General features: G+C 68.4%; 17 protein-coding genes. 14 read left to right on the top strand and 3 right to left on the bottom strand.

Annotated features, from left to right (window positions below; genetic code table 11):
- Window positions 1-153: YciI family protein (locus P3W75_RS12815; protein WP_276227724.1), on the bottom strand; the 153-nt coding region annotated here is incomplete at its 3' end.
- Between the two features lies 1 nt (window position 154).
- Window positions 155-751 (bottom strand): septation protein A, encoded by a 597-nt coding sequence (locus P3W75_RS12810; RefSeq protein ID WP_276227720.1) that lies wholly within the window; start codon window positions 749-751, stop codon window positions 155-157.
- A gap of 147 nt (window positions 752-898) precedes the next feature.
- Here P3W75_RS12810 and P3W75_RS12805 point away from each other — a divergent pair, with 147 nt between their 5' ends.
- From P3W75_RS12805 to P3W75_RS12770, 8 genes are all read left to right on the top strand, one after another.
- Window positions 899-1768 (top strand): PHP domain-containing protein, encoded by an 870-nt coding sequence (locus P3W75_RS12805; RefSeq protein ID WP_276227719.1) that lies wholly within the window; start codon window positions 899-901, stop codon window positions 1766-1768.
- Window positions 1765-2394 carry an L-threonylcarbamoyladenylate synthase gene (locus P3W75_RS12800; protein WP_276227718.1) on the top strand — a complete coding sequence of 210 codons (630 nt, stop codon included), beginning with the start codon at window positions 1765-1767 and terminating at the stop codon, window positions 2392-2394. The genes P3W75_RS12805 and P3W75_RS12800 overlap by 4 nt, the downstream gene beginning before the upstream one ends.
- 49 nt (window positions 2395-2443) lie before the next feature.
- Window positions 2444-3658 carry a tryptophan--tRNA ligase gene (locus P3W75_RS12795; protein ID WP_276227717.1) on the top strand — a complete coding sequence of 405 codons (1215 nt, stop codon included), beginning with the start codon at window positions 2444-2446 and terminating at the stop codon, window positions 3656-3658.
- A 449-nt stretch (window positions 3659-4107) separates the two neighbouring features.
- Window positions 4108-4956, top strand: a complete 849-nt coding sequence (locus tag P3W75_RS12790; RefSeq protein WP_276227723.1) for a segregation and condensation protein A — start codon at window positions 4108-4110, stop codon at window positions 4954-4956.
- A gap of 83 nt (window positions 4957-5039) precedes the next feature.
- Complete coding sequence (scpB, locus tag P3W75_RS12785; RefSeq protein ID WP_276227716.1) at window positions 5040-6092, top strand: SMC-Scp complex subunit ScpB; 1053 nt, start codon at window positions 5040-5042, stop codon at window positions 6090-6092.
- 211 nt (window positions 6093-6303) lie between these two features.
- Window positions 6304-8592, top strand: a complete 2289-nt coding sequence (gene bglX / locus P3W75_RS12780) for a beta-glucosidase BglX (RefSeq protein WP_276227715.1) — start codon at window positions 6304-6306, stop codon at window positions 8590-8592.
- Window positions 8593-8740: 148 nt separating this feature from the next.
- A complete protein-coding gene (locus tag P3W75_RS12775; RefSeq protein WP_276227714.1) occupies window positions 8741-8923 on the top strand; it encodes a DUF1289 domain-containing protein in 183 nt (60 codons plus the stop codon).
- 102 nt (window positions 8924-9025) lie between these two features.
- On the top strand, window positions 9026-9784 hold the full coding sequence (locus P3W75_RS12770; RefSeq protein WP_276227713.1) for a carbonic anhydrase family protein: 759 nt from the start codon (window positions 9026-9028) through the stop codon (window positions 9782-9784).
- A gap of 45 nt (window positions 9785-9829) precedes the next feature.
- Here P3W75_RS12770 and gap read toward each other — a convergent pair whose 3' ends face one another.
- Window positions 9830-10834: a type I glyceraldehyde-3-phosphate dehydrogenase gene (gap, locus tag P3W75_RS12765; RefSeq protein ID WP_276227712.1), complete on the bottom strand. Its 1005-nt coding sequence runs from the start codon at window positions 10832-10834 to the stop codon at window positions 9830-9832.
- 128 nt (window positions 10835-10962) lie between these two features.
- Here gap and edd point away from each other — a divergent pair, with 128 nt between their 5' ends.
- From edd to P3W75_RS12735, 6 genes are all read left to right on the top strand, one after another.
- Window positions 10963-12789: a phosphogluconate dehydratase gene (edd, locus tag P3W75_RS12760; RefSeq protein WP_276227711.1), complete on the top strand. Its 1827-nt coding sequence runs from the start codon at window positions 10963-10965 to the stop codon at window positions 12787-12789.
- A 67-nt stretch (window positions 12790-12856) separates the two neighbouring features.
- On the top strand, window positions 12857-13855 hold the full coding sequence (locus P3W75_RS12755) for a glucokinase (RefSeq protein WP_276227710.1): 999 nt from the start codon (window positions 12857-12859) through the stop codon (window positions 13853-13855).
- A 41-nt stretch (window positions 13856-13896) separates the two neighbouring features.
- On the top strand, window positions 13897-14625 hold the full coding sequence (locus tag P3W75_RS12750; protein WP_276227709.1) for a response regulator: 729 nt from the start codon (window positions 13897-13899) through the stop codon (window positions 14623-14625).
- A gap of 14 nt (window positions 14626-14639) precedes the next feature.
- On the top strand, window positions 14640-16061 hold the full coding sequence (locus P3W75_RS12745; RefSeq protein WP_276227722.1) for an ATP-binding protein: 1422 nt from the start codon (window positions 14640-14642) through the stop codon (window positions 16059-16061).
- A gap of 156 nt (window positions 16062-16217) precedes the next feature.
- Entirely contained in the window at window positions 16218-16583 is a 366-nt protein-coding gene (locus P3W75_RS12740; protein ID WP_276227721.1) for an endonuclease domain-containing protein, read from the top strand.
- 284 nt (window positions 16584-16867) lie between these two features.
- The coding region (locus P3W75_RS12735; RefSeq protein ID WP_276227708.1) for an ABC transporter substrate-binding protein at window positions 16868-18118 on the top strand (1251 nt) is incomplete at its 3' end.

Genomic DNA, 18118 nt, shown 5'->3' with positions numbered 1-18118 from the left:
CGGGTCGGGGCTGTCGATCGCCGGGTGCGGGCCGGCGAGGACCAGGCGGCCTTCGTCCTTGAGCTGCTCGAGGCGGGCGAGGTGCGCCGGGCGCGCGGCCAGGCGGCGTTCTTGGGAGGCGGTGATGTCGCGGGCGATGATTGCGTAGAGCATGTCAGTCCTTGGGCTTTTCGCCGGTTGGGGCGTCGTGCATGTGGCGGGCCAGGAACACGCCCTGGCCGATCAGGAACAGCAGGGTCATGCCCAGGCTGCCGAATACCTTGAAGTCCACCCAGAAGCGCTCGAAGGTGAAGGCGACGAACAGCTGGATGCAGCCGCAGACCACGAAGAACAGCACCCAGGCCAGGTTCAGGCGCATCCAGATCGGCTCCGGCAGTTGCACGGCGTGGCCCATGATGCGCTGGATCAGCGGCCGGCGGTCGCCGACCAGGGTGCTGCAGAGGAAGCCCAGGGCGAACAGCCAGTTCACCACCGGCGCCTTCCACTTGAGGAAGGTTTCGCTGTGGAAGGCCAGGGTCATGCCGCCGAACACCAGGCACGCGGCCAGGGTCAGCCACTGGCCCTTGTCCAGCCGGCGCTGCTTGATCAGCAGCGCGCCGTAGACCACCACCGAGGTGGCGATCAGCACCGCGGTGGCGCTGTAGATGCCCCCCACGCTGAAGGAGTGCCCGGCGAGTTCGACCGTGCGCGGATCCAGCTTGTAGACGATGAAGAACAGGATGAGGGGGATGAAATCGATGAATTGCTTCATTACGGCAGCCAGAGCCCAGTTGTGGCGGCATAATACCAACCTGCGGACGAACTGAAATAGTCACCCGTCTCGTCCTGTTACGCATCCGCCACCGTGAAGGGGGGCGGTCGAACGTCTATACAGAGTAAAACCCGTCCCGGTATGCCCATGCGCGTCGACCTGCATTGCCACAGCACCGCCTCCGACGGCCAGTTGCCGCCCGCCGCCGTGGTCGCCCGCGCCCACCAGCGCGGCGTGCGCGTGCTCGCCTTGAGCGACCACGACACCCTCGAGGGCCTGGCCGAGGCGCGCGCCGCCGCCGACGCCCTGGGGATGCTCCTGATCAACGGCGTGGAGCTGTCCTGCACCTGGGGCGGGGCGACCATCCATGTGCTCGGTTACGCCTTCGACAGTGCCGCCGAGCCGTTGCTGCGCGCCCTGGACGACCTGCATCGCGGGCGCTGGGCGCGCGCCGAGGAGATCGGCCAGCGCCTGGCGGCCAAGGGCATGCCCGGCGCCTTCGAAGGCGCGCGGGCGATCCAGCGCGAGCTGGGCGACAGCGAGAACGCCCCGGCGCGGCCGCACTTCGCCGAGTTCCTGGTGCGCCAGGGCCATGTCGCCGAGCGCGCCGAGGCGTTCCGCAAGTGGCTGGGGGCCGGCAAGCTGGGCGACGTCAAGCAGCACTGGCCGAGCCTCGATGAAGCGGTCGGGACGCTGCGCGCGGCGGGCGCCTGGATCAGCCTGGCGCACCCCTACCAGTACGACTTCACCCGCACCAAGCGGCGCAAGCTGATCGCCGACTTCATCCAGGCCGGCGGCCACGCCATCGAAGTGGTCAACGGCCTGCAGCCGGCCGACCAGGTCGGCGTGCTGAGCATCCTGGCCCGCGAATTCGGCCTGCTGGTGAGCGCCGGCAGCGATTTTCACGGGCCCAGCGACTGGTCCGAGCTGGGCCTGTACCGGCCGCTGCCGGACGACCTTCCGCCGCTCTGGAAGCGCTTCGCCGGCGCCGCCGCGGCCCTTGAGGAGACTTCATGAGCCAGTTTTTCCAGGTCCATCCGGAAAACCCCCAGCCGCGCCTGATCAAGCAGGCGGTGGAGATCGTCCGCCAGGGCGGGGTGATCGCCTATCCCACCGATTCCTCCTACGCCCTGGGCTGCCGCCTGGGCGAGAAGGGCGCGGTGGAGCGCATTCGCCGCCTGCGCAAGCTGGACGACAAGCACAACTTCACCCTGGTGTGCCGCGACCTGTCCGAACTGGGGCTCTACGCCAAGGTCGACACCGGCCTGTTCCGCCTGCTCAAGGCGCACACTCCGGGGCCCTACACCTTCATCCTCGACGCCACCCGCGAGGTGCCGCGCATGCTGCTGCACCCCAAGCGGCGCACCATCGGCCTGCGCGTGCCGGCCTGCCCGATCGCCCAGGCGCTGCTGCAGGAGCTGGGCGAGCCGCTGATGAGCGTGAGCCTGATCATGCCCGGCGAAACCGAGCCGCTGAACGACCCCCAGGAGATGCGCCAACTGCTGGAGCACCAGGTGGACCTGGTGCTGGACGGCGGCTATGGCGGCGGCGAGGCCTCCACCGTGATCAAGCTGACCGGCGACGAGCCTGAAGTGGTGCGGGTCGGCTGTGGCGACCCGGCGCCGTTCCAGGCCTACGCCTGAAACGCTCTTCTATACTGCCGCCCTTGATCGACCTTCCGAGGCCCCGCGCTTGAGCAATGTCGAATCCCAGCGCCGCGTGCTGTCCGGCATGCGCCCCACCGGGCGCCTGCACCTGGGGCACCTGCACGGCGTGCTGCACCACTGGGTGCGCCTGCAGCACGAGTACGAGTGCTTCTTCTCCATCGTCGACTGGCACGCCCTGACCACCGAGTACGACGACGTCGGGCAGATTCGCCAGCACGTCCGCGACATGGCCATCGACTGGCTGGCGGTGGGCGTCAGCCCCAGCGCCGCGACCCTGTTCATCCAGTCCCAGGTGCCCGAGCACGCCGAACTGCACCTGCTGCTGTCGATGATCTGCCCGCTGCCGTGGCTGGAGCGGGTGCCGACCTACAAGGAGCTGCAGGAAAAGCTCAGCCACAAGGACCTGTCGACCTACGGCTTCCTCGGCTACCCGCTGCTGCAGGCGGCGGACATCCTGGTCTACCGCGCCGGCCTGGTGCCGGTGGGCTCCGACCAGCTGGCCCACGTCGAGTTCGCCCGCGAGGTGGCGCGGCGCTTCAACCACCTGTACGGCGGCGAAGTGGACTTCGAGGACAAGGCCCAGGCGGCCCTGGCGCGCCTGGGCAAGAAGACCTCGAAGCTCTACAACAACCTGCGCCGGGCCTGGCAGGAGCAGGGCGACGACGACGCCCTGGAGACCGCGCGGGCGCTGCTCAAGGAGCAGCAGAACCTGACCCTCGGCGACCGCGAGCGGTTGTTCGGCTACCTGGAGGGCAGCAGCCGGGTGCTGCTGCCCGAGCCGCAGACCCTGGTCGGCGAGGCCGCGCGCATGCCCGGCCTGGACGGGCACAAGATGTCCAAGTCGCATGGCAACACCATCGGCCTGCGCGAAAGCCCGGCGGAGGTGGAGGAAAAGATCGCGCGCATGCCTACCGACCCGGCGCGGGTGCGCCGCAACGACCCGGGCGAGCCGGAGCGTTGCCCGGTGTGGCAGTGGCACCTGATCTACTCCGACGACGGCTGCAAGCGCTGGGTCCAGGAAGGCTGCCGCAGCGCCGGGATCGGCTGCCTGGACTGCAAGCGGCCGCTGATCGAGTCGATCAACCAGGAACTGGCGCCGATCCAGGAGCGCGCCCTGGACTACGAGGACAACCCCGAGCTGGTCCGCAGCATCCTCGCCGAGGGCGCCGAACGGGCCCGCGAGGCGGCGCGCGAGACCCTGGTGGAAGTGCGCCAGGCGATGGGGCTGGTGTACCGCTAGGCCGCTCGGACTAGGCAGGGAATTGTAGGGGCAATTATCTTACCGGCTACGCCGAGGCGCTTTTCGTAGGGCGAATAACCGTTCGCGGTTATCCGCCGATTGCCTTGGCGCGGAGGCCGACGGCGGATAACGCCTGGGGCGTTATGCGCCCTACGCGTCCCCCACGCTGCACCGAAACTCCCTGTAGCGCGCCCTGCCCGCGATTTGCGCGCAGGGCGCGGATGGCGTGGGTGGCGCCATTCCGTCCAATTCCCTCACCATCGCCGCTGTAAAGCAGGGATAATGCCGCCCCGTGAACCGTCCCGCCCGACGAGAGGCCGATGAGCGACCTGACCGAGCCGCAAGCCCCTTCCAGCCCCGCCGAGTACCGCGAGCCGGTGCAGCTGGCGCTCGTCTATGGCGAGGCGGTCACCGAGCTGCCGCAGGACCTGTACATCCCGCCGGACGCCCTGGAGGTCTTCCTCGAAGCCTTCGAAGGCCCGCTCGACCTGCTGCTGTACCTGATCCGCAAGCAGAACATCGACGTCCTCGACATTCCGGTGGCCGAGATCACCCGCCAGTACATGAGCTACGTCGAGCTGATGAAGTCGGTGCGCCTGGAGCTGGCCGCCGAGTACCTGGTGATGGCCGCGATGCTCGCCGAGATCAAGTCGCGCATGCTGTTGCCGCGTTCGAGCGAAGCCGAGGAAGACGAGGAAGACCCGCGCGCCGAGCTGATCCGCCGCCTGCAGGAGTATGAGCGCTTCAAGCAGGCCGCCGCGGATATCGACGACCTGCCGCGCCAGGGCCGCGACTACGTGGTGCCGACCGTCGCGGCGCCCGAGGCGCGGGCGCGCAAGCTGCTGCCCGAGGTGGACATGCACGAGCTGATGCTGAGCATGGCCGAGGTTCTGCGCCGCGCCGACCTCTTCGAAAGCCACCAGGTTACCCGCGAGACGCTGTCGACCCGCGAGCGCATGAGCGAGATTCTCGAGCGCCTGAAGGGCGCCGGTTTCGTGCCCTTCATCGAGCTGTTCAGCGTCGAGGAGGGCCGCCTGGGCGTGGTGGTGACCTTCATGGCGGTGCTCGAACTGGTCAAGGAGCAGTTGATCGAACTGGTGCAGAACCAGGCCTTCGCGCCGATCCACGTGCGCGCCCGCAGCGAGGTGCAGGAAGGCCCGGCGCCGGACGAGACGCTGGAAGAGGGCGACGAGGGTGTCTTCGAGGCCGACGATGCGCCAGTCGCCGACCCGACCTTCGAGGAAGGCGGCTTCGACGAGCCGAGCGAGCTGTCCGACGCCGACGACGAGCCGCTCTGAGCCCCCGGCGTTGCCCTGACGCCGCGCATTGAGTAGTTTTCCCGCCAGACCGGCGATTCCCGCAACCCGACCCGAGCGACCCGATGAACCTCTCCGACCCCCACGAACTGGCGACCCTGCTCGAAGGCATCCTGCTGGCTTCCGGCCGGCCGCTGTCGCTGGAGCGCCTGGGCGAGCTGTTCGAGGAGGCCGAGCGCCCGGAGCCGCAGCTGTTCCGTGACGCCCTGGCGATCCTGGCGCTGTCCTGCGCCGGGCGCGCCTTCGAGCTCAAGGAAGTGGCCACCGGCTACCGCCTGCAGATTCGCGAGCCGCTTTCACCCTGGGTCGGCCGCCTCTGGGAAGAGCGCCCGCAGCGCTATTCCCGGGCGTTGCTGGAGACCCTGGCGCTGATCGCCTACCGGCAGCCCATCACCCGTGGCGAGATCGAGGAGATCCGCGGCGTGGCGGTGAACACCCAGATCATCAAGACGTTGATGGAGCGCGAGTGGATCCGCATCGTCGGCTACCGCGAAGTGCCCGGGCGCCCGGCGATGCTCGCCACCACCCGGACCTTCCTCGACTACTTCAACCTGAAGAGCCTGGAAGAGCTGCCGCCGCTGGCCGAGCTGCGCGAGATGGAGGCCGAGCCGGAAGACGTGCAACTGGTGCCGATCAACCTGCCCAGCCCGATCCTCGACGAGGACTACGTGCCGGCCTCGATCCAGGCCCTGGCCGACCAGGCGCTGCGCGCCGCCGGCGAGGAACCGGAAGCCCCGGTGCCGGACGAGAAGCCCGAGGAAACCAGCTTCCGCAGCCTGCTCGCCGAACTGGACGAGATGGAGCAGGGCTTGAAGACCGACTTCGACGACCTGCTCGAACTGCCGCCGCCGGAGAATGCGCCGGCCGACGAAGCCGACAGCCAAGCCGAAACCGAAGCTGACACCGAAGCCGAAGCCGAAGCCGAAGCCGAAGCCGATGCCGATGCCGATGCCGATGCGGAGCAAGCCCCACTCGCGAGCGCCGTGGACGAGGCACCGGAGCCCGTCGCGCCACCCGCGCCGGTGGTGCCCGAGGCCGACGAATACGACGAGGAGCGCGCCCTGGCCGAGGCCATGCGCGAGGAACTCGAGGCACAGGCTCGCGACCGCGACTACTGAGGCTGACGGCCGAAAGTCGGGGCGCCGCCGCTGAAACCTTTCAACCGTTGACTTCCGCCGCGCGCGCGACGACCTTATGTGCCGCGCCGTGACGGGCGCCGGCGGCGGCACCTGGGGGAGCCGCCGGATTCGGCCCGGGCATGGCGGTCATCGATTCTTCCAACATTCGACAGTGGGTCGGCGCCCCGGCGTGGGCCACTGAGTGCGCATAATGAGAAAAACCCAACTCTGCCTCGGCCTGCTGCTGGGGCTGAACAGCATTTCCCTGCTCGCTGCCGAGGGGCCGGCGGTTCCCGCGCCGGGGCAGTCCAAGGACGCTTTCATCAGCCGGCTGATGCAGCAGATGACCCTCGAGGAAAAGATCGGCCAGCTGCGCCTGGTCAGCGTCGGTCCCGATCACCCGAAGCCGGTATTGCTGGAAGAGATCAAGGCCGGCACCACCGGCGCGGTGTTCAACACCGTGGTCCGCCCGGGTATCCGCGACCTGCAGGACGCGGCCATGCGCAGCCGCCTGAAGATTCCGCTGTTCTTCGCCTACGACGTGGTCCATGGCCACCGCACCGTGTTCCCCATCGGCCTGGGCCTGGCCTCGAGCTGGGACATGCACGCGGTCGCCGAGAGCGCACGCATCGCCGCGCTGGAAGCCAGCGCCGACGGCCTCAACCTGACCTACTCGCCGACTGTCGACATCGCCCGTGACCCGCGCTGGGGCCGGATGTCCGAAGGTTTCGGCGAGGACACCTACCTGGTCAGCCGCATCGCCGAGACCGTGGTCCGCGCCTACCAGGGCAAGGGCCTGGACCAGCCGGGCACGATCATGGCCGGGGTCAAGCACTTCGCCCTGTACGGCGCCGGCGAAGGCGGCCGCGACTACAACACCGTGGACATGAGCCTGCCGCGTATGTTCCAGGACTACCTGCCGCCGTACCGCGCGGCCATCGACGCCGGCGCCGGCGCGGTGATGGTGTCGCTGAACAGCGTCAACGGCGTGCCGGCCACCGCCAACAAGTGGCTGCTGCAGGACGTGCTGCGCAAGCAGTGGGGCTACCAGGGCGTGCTGCTCAGCGACCACGGCGCGGTGATGGAGCTGATCAAGCACGGCGTCGCCGGCGAGCCGCGCGAGGCCGCGCGCCTGGCGATGACCGCGGGCGTCGAGATGAACATGAACGACGACCTCTACGGCAAGGAGCTGCCGGAGCTGCTCAAGGCCGGCGCCATCAGCCAGGCTGACATCGACCGCGCCTGCCGCGACGTGCTGGCGGCCAAGTGGGACATGGGCCTGTTCAAGGACCCGTACCGCTACCTGCAGGGCGCCGACCCGGTGGACACCGACGCCGAGAGCCGCCTGCACCGCGCCGAGGCTCGCGATGTGGCGCGCCGCGGCATGGTCCTGCTGAAGAACCAGGGCGACGTGCTGCCGCTCAAGCGCAGCGGCACCATCGCCCTGATCGGCCCGCTGGCCGACAGCAAGCGCGACGTGATGGGCAGCTGGTCCGCCGCCGGCAAGGCCTTCCAGGCGGTGACCGTGCTCGAAGGCATGGGCCACGCCACCCGTGGCAAGGCCGCGCTGCTCTACGCCAAGGGCGCCAACGTCACCGACGACGCGGAGATCATCAAGTACCTCAACGAGTACAGCGAGGACGTGAAGATCGATTCGCGCACCCCGCAGCAGATGATCGACGAGGCGGTGGCCAAGGCCAGGCAGGCCGACGTGGTCGTCGCCGTGGTCGGCGAGGCCCAGGGCATGGCCCACGAGGCGTCGAGCAAGACCAACCTGCGCCTGGCGCAGAGCCAGGTCGAGCTGCTCAAGGCGCTCAAGGCCACCGGCAAGCCGCTGGTGCTGGTGCTGATGAACGGCCGCCCGCTGGACCTGCGCTGGGAGTCGGCGAGTGCCGACGCCGTGCTGGAAACCTGGTTCAGCGGCACCGAGGGCGGCAACGCCATCGCCGACGTGCTGTTCGGCGACTACAACCCTTCGGGCAAGCTGCCGATGACCTTCCCGCGTTCGGTGGGGCAGATCCCGATCTACTACAACCACCTGAACACCGGCCGCCCGTTCGACCACGAGCACCCGAACAAGTACACCTCGCGCTACTTCGACTCGCAGAACGGCCCGCTGTACCCCTTCGGCTTCGGCCTGAGCTACACCGGCTTCAGTGTGTCCGACGTGCAGCTGTCCAGCGCCAAGCTGCGCAAGGGCGAGACCCTCAAGGCGCGGGTGACGGTGAAGAACACCGGCAAGCTGGCCGGCGAGACCGTGGTGCAGCTGTACCTGCGCGACGTGGTGGCGTCCATCAGCCGCCCGGTCAAGGAGCTCAAGGGCTTCCGTAAGGTCATGCTCAAGCCGGGCGAATCCCAGGTGGTGGAATTCCCGATCCGCGAAGAAGACCTGCGCTTCTACGACAGCAACCTGCGCTACGCCTCGGAGCCGGGCGAGTTCAAGGTGATGATCGGGCTGGACTCGGATGACGTGAAGGAAACCCAGTTCAACCTGCTCTGATCCGCCTTCGCGACGGCACGCATCGCCCCGATCGGCCCGGCCGATCGGGGCGATTGCGTTTCTGCGTTGGACCTTTCGTCGCCGTTGCCTTCAAGTGGGCGCTGGTCGCCCCCATGGTGGAGGCGTACGAAGCCTTTCTGGAGTTCGCGTGAAAGATCCCTGCATCAAGGTCTGCGAGTTCGATGACGGCGTCTGCCGTGGCTGCGGCCGCAGCCGCGCCGAGATCAAGGCCTGGAAGCGCCTGGACAAGGGCGAGCGCCAGGTCGTGCTGGCCGAGGCCGACATGCGCCTGCTGGCGCTGCAGGCGCGCGGCCGACGTAAATATCGCTAGCCGGGAAACGCCCGACGGCTTTTGCGGAAGGGACGGGCAGCGGGCGGGTAGGGCGCCGATGTTAATTGGCGCCTCCCGCAAGCCAGCCATCAGGAGTCCCCCATGCACGACCGCCCCTGTTGTACCCAGCCCGCTCTGGAAAACCCTCGGCGCCGCTCCCTGCTCCTGGGCGGAGCCGGTCTCGCAGCGCTGGGTCTCACCGCCGGCGCCGGCTGGCTCGGCGCGCCCGGCGAGGCCGAGGCCGCGGCCCTGAGCAGGGCCGAGCGTGACGCGCTGAGCCCGGCGCAGGTCATCGAACGCCTGAAGCAGGGTAACGAGCGCTTCCGCAGCGGCCGCATGCGGCAGTACGACTACCTGGCGCAGAAGCGCGCGAGCAGCGGCGGGCAGTACCCGGCGGCGGTGATCCTCAGCTGCATCGACTCGCGTGCGCCGGCGGAAATTCTCTTCGACATGGGCATCGCCGACAGCTTCAGCGCCCGCGTGGCCGGCAACGTGGTCAACGACGACCTGCTGGGCAGCCTGGAATTCGCCTGCGCGGCCTCCGGGGCCAAGGTGGTGCTGGTCATGGGCCACACCGCCTGTGGGGCGATCAAGGGCGCCATCGACGGCGCGCAGCTGGGGCACCTGACGGGCCTGCTGAAAAAGATCGAGCCGGCGCTGGCCGCAACCGAATATCCCGGCGAGCGCAGCGCGAGAAACCCGGCTTACGTCGACGCGGTGGCGCGCACCCATGTACGCCTGACCCTGGAGCGCATCCGCCGCGACAGCCCGGTGCTGGCGAAGCTGGAAGCAGAGGGGCGGATCAGGCTGGCCGGCTCGCTCTATCACCTGCAGGGCGGCGAGGTGGAGTTCTTCGCCTGAGTCCGGGCTCCACGGCGGAGCGCAAGGCTCCGCCATCGGGCCGGCTCAGGCCGGCGCGTGCCACAGTGCCAGGGCGTTGTCGAGCATGCGGTTGGAGAAGCCCCACTCGTTGTCGTACCAGGCCATCACCTTCAGCAGCCGGCCACTGAGCCTGGTGTGGTTGGCGTCGAAGATCGCCGAGCGCGGGTCGTGGTTGAAATCCACCGACACCAGCGGCTGGCTGTTGTAGCCGAGGATGCGCGAGCCCCGGCTGGCCACGCGGAACAGCTGGTTGACCTCTTCCACCGTAGTGTCGCGGGCCAACTGCACGGTCAGGTCCACCAGCGAGACATTGATCACCGGCACCCGCACCGCCAGGCCGCTGAGCTTGCCGGCCAGCTCCGGCAGCACCAGGCCCACCGCCTCGGCGGCGCCGGTGCGGGTCGGGATCATCGACTGGGTCGCCGAGCGCGCGCGATAGACATCGGCGTGGTAGACGTCGGAGAGGCTCTGATCGTTGGTGTAGGCGTGTATGGTGGTCATCAGGCCCTGTTCGATGCCCAGCTCGCGGTGCAGCACCTGGGCCAGCGGCGCCAGGCAGTTGGTGGTGCAGGAGGCGTTGGAGATGACCTGGTGCGAGGCGCGCAGCAGCTCGTGGTTGACGCCGTGCACTATGGTCGCGTCGACGCCGCCGGCCGGCGCGGAGATGATCACCTTGCGCGCCCCGGCAGCCAGGTGCGCGGCGGCCTTGTCGCGGCTGGTGAAATGTCCGCTGCACTCCAGCACGATATCGACGTCCAGGGCCTTCCAGGGCAGTTGCGCGGGGTCGCGCAGGGCGCTGACGTGGATGCGGTCGCCGTTCACCGTGAGGCTGTCGTCGTCGTGCTCGACCTGGCCGGGGAAGCGCCCGTGGACGCTGTCGTACTGCAGCAGGTGAGCGTTGACGGCGGCGTCGCCGAGGTCGTTGATCGCCACCACCTCGAGGTGCTGGCGGTAGTCGGCGGTGTACAGCGCGCGGAGGATGTTGCGGCCGATGCGACCGAAACCGTTGATGGCCAGGCGAAGGGGCATGGACGTCGTCTCTTTTATGTTTTTGTGGTAAAAACCATTAAATTTTTTATAAATAGAAAAGTAAACATCCTTTATCCGATGATTATGTTGTAAAAACAACAATCGTTAGTCTGCAGGAGAATGCTGCCATGCACCCCCGCGTGCTCGAAGTCACCCGCCGTATCCAGGAACGCAGCGCCGCCACCCGCCAGCGCTACCTCGCCATGGTCAAGGCCGCGGCCGGCAAGGGCCCGCACCGTGGCACGCTGCCCTGCGGCAACCTGGCCCACGGCGTGGCCGCCTGCGGCGAGCAGGACAAGCAGGCGCTGCGGCTGATGAACCAGGCCAACGTCGGCATCGTCTCCGCCTACAACGACATGCTCTCCGCACACCAGCCGCTGGAGCGCTTCCCGGCGCTGATCAAGGAGGCCCTGCGCGAGATCGGCTCGGTCGGCCAGTTCGCCGGCGGCGTACCGGCCATGTGCGACGGCGTGACCCAGGGTGAGCCGGGCATGGAACTGTCCCTGGCCAGCCGCGACGTGATCGCCATGGGCACCGCCATCGCCCTGTCGCACAACATGTTCGACGCCGCGCTGTGCCTGGGCGTGTGCGACAAGATCGTCCCCGGCCTGCTGATCGGTGCGCTGCGCTTCGGCCACCTGCCGGTGGTGTTCGTTCCCGCCGGCCCCATGCCCACCGGCATCTCCAACAAGGAGAAGGCCGCCGTGCGCCAGCTCTACGCCGAGGGCAAGGCCAGCCGCGAGGAGCTGCTGGCTTCGGAGATGGCCTCCTACCATTCCCCGGGCACCTGCACCTTCTACGGCACCGCCAACACCAACCAGCTGCTGGTGGAAGTGATGGGCCTGCACCTGCCGGGCGCCTCCTTCGTCAACCCGGACACCCCGCTGCGCGACGAGCTGACCCGCGAAGCCGCGCGCCAGGCCAGCCGCCTGACCCCGGAGAACGGCCAGTACGTGCCGATGGCGGAGATCGTCGACGAGCGCGCCATCGTCAACTCGGTGGTGGCCCTGCTGGCCACCGGCGGCTCCACCAACCACACCCTGCACCTGCTGGCCATCGCCCAGGCCGCCGGCATCCAGCTGACCTGGCAGGACATGGCCGAGCTGTCCGAGGTGGTGCCGCTGCTGGCGCGCATCTATCCCAACGGCCAGGCCGACATCAACCACTTCCAGGCTGCCGGCGGCATGGCTTTCCTGATCCGCCAGCTGCTCGCCGGCGGGTTGCTCCACGAAGACGTGCAGACCGTCGCCGGCCAGGGCCTGCGCCGCTACGTGCAGGAGCCGTTCCTCGACGGCGGCAAGCTGGTCTGGCGCGACGGCCCGGGCGCGAGTCTCGACGAAGACGTGCTGCGGCCGATCGACCGGCCGTTCTCCCACGAAGGCGGCCTGCGCCTGATGGAGGGCAACCTCGGCCGCGGAGTGATGAAGGTTTCCGCCGTGGCCCGCGAGCACCAGGTGGTCGAGGCGCCGGCGCGGATCTTCCACGACCAGGCCAGCCTGGCCGCCGCCTTCAAGGCCGGCGAGCTGGAGCGCGACCTGGTGGCGGTGGTGCGCTTCCAGGGCCCGCGCTTCAACGGCATGCCCGAACTGCACAAGCTGACGCCGTTCCTCGGCGTGCTGCAGGACCGCGGCTTCAAGGTCGCGCTGGTCACCGACGGGCGCATGTCCGGCGCGTCCGGCAAGGTGCCGGCGGCCATCCATATTTCTCCCGAGGCCAGCGCCGGCGGCCCGCTGGCGCGCCTGCGCGATGGCGACCTGGTGCGTGTCGACGGTACCACCGGCGAGCTGCGCGTGCTGGTCGACGAGGCCGAGTGGCAGGCGCGCGCGCTGGCGCCGCTGCCCGAGGACGACAACAGCGGCATGGGCCGCGAGCTGTTCGCCTTCATGCGCCGTTCCTTCGGTTCGGCGGAGCAGGGCGCCTGTGCCTTCACCGCCGAGCTGGACGCCTTGCGATAGGGCTACGCTTAGCGGAGCATGCGCTTCCTGGAATCCGCTCAATCCATTCAGCCGCCACGAGCTCGCGATGAATTCCAACAACAACACCCAGGCACCGGCCGGCGTCGCGCTGGTCGGTGACATCGGCGGGACCAACGCCCGCTTCGCCCTCTGGCGCGAGCAGCGCCTGGAGGCCATCGAGGTGCTCGCCTGCGCCGACTTCCCGCGCCCGGAAGATGCCGTGCGCGAGTACCTGCAGCGCGTCGGCCAGCCGCTCAGCGCCGTGCACAACGTCTGCCTGGCCTGCGCCGGCCCGGTGGGCGAGGCCGATTTCCGCTTCACCAACAACCATTGGGTGATCCGCCGCGAGGCCTTCCGCGCCGAACTGGGGTTGAGCCACCTGCTGCTGGTCAACGACTTCAGCACCATGGCCTGGGCCGCCTCGCGGCTGGCCGGCGAGGAACTGGTGCAGGTGCGCGAAGGCGAGGCGCTGCCCGGCCGCGCCAAGCTGATCATCGGCCCCGGCACCGGCCTGGGCGTCGGCAGCCTGTTCCCGCTGCCCGGCGGCGGCTGGGAAGTGCTGCCCTGCGAAGGCGGTCACGTCGACCTGCCGGTGACCAGCGAACGCGACTTCGCCATCTGGCAGCAATTGCGTGAGAAATACGGCCACGTATCGGCCGAGCGGGCGCTCTCCGGCAGCGGCCTGGAGAACATCTACCAGGCCAGCTGCAAGGTCGACGGCGTCGAGCCGCTGGCGCTCTCTGCGGCGCAGATCGGCGAGCGCGCCATGGCCGGTGACGCATACTGCGACGCGGTGCTCGAGCACTTCTTCGTGTGGCTGGCGCGGGTCGCCGGCAACGCCGTGATGACCGTCGGCGCCCTTGGCGGCGTGTACATCACCGGCGGCATCGTTCCGCGCTTCCTCGAACGCTTCCAGCGCAGCGGTTTCGCCGACGCCTTCTGCGCGCGCGGCAAGACCAGCGGCCCGTACCTGAGCCGGGTGCCGGTCTGGGTGATGACCGCCAGCCACCCCGGCCTGTTCGGCGCCGGCGTGGCCCTGGAACAGGCGCTGCTGGCCGAAGCCTGATTCCCCGACGCAACCACTAGAACAACAACAAGGGATGCCCCGTGAACGCACCCGCCAAATCCATCCTGCTGGTGGATGACGACCAGGAAATCCGCGAGCTGCTGGAAACCTACCTGAGCCGCGCCGGCTTCCAGGTGCGCAGCGCTCCCGACGGTGCCGCCTTCCGCCAGGCCCTGCTGGCCGAGGAGGCGGCGCTGGCGATCCTCGACGTGATGCTGCCCGACGAGGACGGCTTCAGCCTGTGCCGCTGGATTCGCTCGCACCAGCGCCTGGCCTGCATGCCGGTGATCATGCTCACCGCCAGCTCCGACGAGACCGACCGGGTGATCGGCCTGGAACTGGGCGCCGACGACTACCTGGGCAAGCCCTTCAGCCCGCGCGAGCTGCTGGCGCGGATCAAGGCGCTGCTGCGCCGCGCGCAGTTCAGCCAGGTACGCGGCGGCGAGGTGCTGGCCTTCGAGGACTGGCGCCTGGACACCGTCAGCCACCGGCTGTTCCACGAGGACGGCGAGGAATTCTTCCTCAGCGGCGCCGACTTCGCCCTGCTCAAGCTGTTCCTCGACCATCCGCAGCAGATCCTCGACCGCGACACCATCGGCAACGCCACCCGGGGCCGCGAGGTCGGCCCGCTGGAGCGCATCGTCGACATGGCGGTGAGCCGCCTGCGCCAGCGCCTGCGCGACACCGGCAAGGCGCCGCGGCTGATCCAGACCGTGCGCGGCAGCGGCTACCTGCTGGCGGCGCAGGTCCGCCCGCACCGGGTGGGCTGATGCGCTGGGCGTTCGTGCCGCGTTCCCTGCTCGGGCGCATGTTGCTGCTGACCCTGCTGGCGATCCTGCTCGCCCAGGGCCTGTCCAGCCTGTTCTGGCTCTCGCACCTGCGCTCCAGCCAGCGCGACGGGCTGCTCACCAGCTCGCGCAGCCTGGCCTATTCCATGGCCGCCAGCGTCAGTTACTTTCGCTCGCTGCCTATCGGCTACCGCCCGCTGGTGCTGGACCAGTTGCGCAGCATGGGCGGCACGCGCTTCTTCGTCTCGCTCAACGAGCGCCCGCTGCGCATGCAGAGCCTGCCGGACACGCCGAACAAACAGGCGGTGCTGGACATCGTCAGCGACGTGCTGCGCCAGAAGCTCGGCAAGGACGTGGAGCTTGAGGTGGAATTCGTCGCCCCGGACGACCTGCGCCTGTTCAACAGCGAGCTGAAGCTGGAAGAGCTGCCGCGCTCCTGGGCGCACTACGCGCTGACCCTGGAGCCGGTGAACCCGCCGGTGCTGGTGACGCAGATCCGCATCGGCGAGAACGAGTGGCTGTACATCGCCAGCCTGATGCCGACCCCCTACGTCAGCCTGGAGCCGCCGGCGCTGCCGCCGCAGCAGGTGCTCTCCATCGGCATCACCAGCCTGCTCCTGCTGCTGTTCGCCGGCCTGCTGGTGCACCAGCAGAGCCGCCCGCTGAAACGTCTGGCCCGCGCCGCCCGCGAAGTGGCCCTGGGCAGCCCGGCGGCGCCGCTGGAGGAGCGTGGCGCACGGGAGCTGGTGGAAGTCAGTCGCGCCTTCAACACCATGCGCGAAAGCATCGACCGCTACCTCAGCGAGCGCGGCCAGCTGTTCAGCGCCATCTCCCACGACCTGCGCACACCGATCACCCGCCTGCGCCTGCGCGTCGAACTGCTCGACGACGAGCAGCAGCGCGACAAGCTCAACCAGGACCTCGACGAACTGGAACTCCTGGTGAAAGGCGCGCTGCAATGCGTGAAGGACACCGACATCCACGAGAACATCGAGGCGGTGGACATCAACCAGCTGCTGCAACACGTCGCCGGCCCCTACCTGGCCGATGGCCGCGTCAGGCTCATCGGCGAGGCCGGCGAAGCCTACCCGGGCAAGCCGCTGGCGCTGCGCCGCTGCATCGGTAACCTGCTGGACAACGCCCTGAAATACGGCGAGCGCGCGCAAGTGCAGGTTGAAGACGGCGCCGAAGCGCTGTTGCTGCACGTCGACGACGAAGGTCCGGGCGTGCCGGAACAGCGCCTGGAGCAGGTTTTCGAACCGCGCGTGCGCCTGTCGCAGCGAGGGCAGGGCTACGGGCTGGGGCTGGGCATCGCGAGGAACATCGCGCACACCCATGGCGGCGAGGTGAGCCTGCAGAACCGCCGCGAGGGCGGGTTGCGAGTGACGTTGCGGTTGCCGAGGCTGGTGGTGGATTAGAGCAATTTCGTTTGCTGATTCCGAACTTTCCGGCGAACTCAGTGGTTTCCTCTCGCTGAGGACTGCCCCCTCTCCCTTCAGGGAGAGGGCTGGGGAGAGGGGCTCTTCAACCCGAGCCGAGTAACTTCCGTGATCTTCGAACTGAGGAGATCACGGATGTCATCTTCGTATCGCGACTTCTCCCGCCAGCTCCGAAAAGACCAGACCGACGCCGAACGAGCCTTATGGCAACGGCTCCGCGGCCACCGCTTCATGGATTTGAAGTTCAAACGCCAGAAAGTCGTAGGCCACTACATCGCCGACTTCATCTGCCTGGAACGGATGCTGGTCATCGAGCTGGACGGCGGCCAGCACCTGGATTCTGTCGCCGATCCGGAGCGGGACGCCTGGCTCTGCGCCAGGGGTTTCCAGGTGCTACGGTTCTGGAATCATGATGTTTTGCTTCGGATGGATTCGGTGCTGGAGGCGATACGCCTGGCGCTCGATTCAGGTTCGCAACCCTCTCCCCAGCCCTCTCCCTGAGGGAGAGGGGGCTTGTCCTGAGCGGCGACAAGTCCGGCGTCAGCCTGAAGCTCAGGAGCTGCCGGCTGACGCCATATCATCAACGGACACCGAAAGGCCCCCTCTCCCGCTTGCGGGAGAGGGCTGGGGAGAGGGGCTCCTGGCTCTTCAACCCCAACCCCCAAATGTCACCACCCCGTGACAATCGAAGATCGCTTCGTTACCCGGAGAAGGAAATGCCTTGGATAGACTCGGATTACCGCAAGCGCAGACTTGCCCCGAATAACAAGAACAGGTCCCCCTCCATGAATGCGCTCCGCCGCCTTTCCGTCGCTGTCTGTCTGTCCTCCCTGTTCGCCCCCCTGGCCCACGCCGGTGAAGTCGAAGTCCTGCACTGGTGGACTTCGCCCGGTGAAGCGCGCGCCGCCGAAACCCTGAAGAAGCTGGTGCAGGCCAAGGGCCATACCTGGAAGGACTTCGCCGTCGCCGGCGGCGGTGGCGAGGCGGCCATGACCGTGCTGAAGACCCGCGCCGTCTCCGGCAACCCGCCGGCCGCCGCGCAGATCAAGGGGCCGGACATCCAGGAGTGGGGCCAGCTCGGCCTGCTCGCCGACCTCAACCAGGTCGCCGCCGAGGGCAAGTGGGACCAACTGCTGCCGCCGCAGGTGGCGCAGGTCATGAAGTACAAGGGTGACTACGTCGCCGTGCCGGTCAACGTGCACCGGGTCAACTGGCTGTACATCAACCCGGAAGTGTTCAAGAAGGCCGGCGCCACCCCGCCGACCACCCTCGACGAGTTCTTCGCCGCCGCCGACAAGCTCAAGGCCGCCGGCTTCGTGGCCCTGGCCCATGGCAGCCAGCCCTGGCAGGACGGCACCCTGTTCGAGAACCTGGTGCTCAGCAAGATGGGCCCGGACGGCTACCGCAAGGCCTTCGTCGAGCAGGACAAGGCGACCCTTACCGGGGCGCAGATGGTCGAGGTGTTCGCCGCGCTGAAGAAACTCCGTGGCTACATCGACGCCGACGCCGCCGGCCGCGAGTGGAACGTCGCCACCAGCATGGTCATCAACGGCAAGGCCGGCATGCAGATCATGGGCGACTGGGCCAAGAGCGAGTTCACCGCGGCCAGCAAGGTCGCCGGCAAGGACTACCAGTGCCTGCCGTTCCCCGGCACCCAGGGCGACTTCGACTACAACATCGACTCCCTGGTGATGTTCAAGCTGAGCAACGCCGATAACCGCAAGGCCCAGGAAGACCTGGCCCGCGCGGTGCTCGACCCGGCGTTCCAGAAGGACTTCAACCTCGCCAAGGGCTCCATCCCGGTACGCCTGGACGCCGACATGAAACCCTTCGACGCCTGCGCCCAGCAGTCGATGAAGGACTTCAAGGCGGCCTCCGCCGCCGGCAACCTGGTGCCGAGCATGGCCCACAGCATGGCCGCCTCCAGCTACGTGCAGGGCGCCATCTTCGACGTGGTGACCAACTTCTTCAACGACCCCTCCGCGGACCCGCAGAAGGCTGCCCAGCAGCTCTACGCGGCGATCGAGGCGGCGGCG

It is taken from the genome of Pseudomonas citronellolis (assembly GCF_029335315.1).
In the GTDB taxonomy this organism is placed as follows: Bacteria; Pseudomonadota; Gammaproteobacteria; order Pseudomonadales; family Pseudomonadaceae; genus Pseudomonas; species Pseudomonas citronellolis_A.
This window is presented reverse-complemented; position numbering and strand designations above follow the sequence as displayed.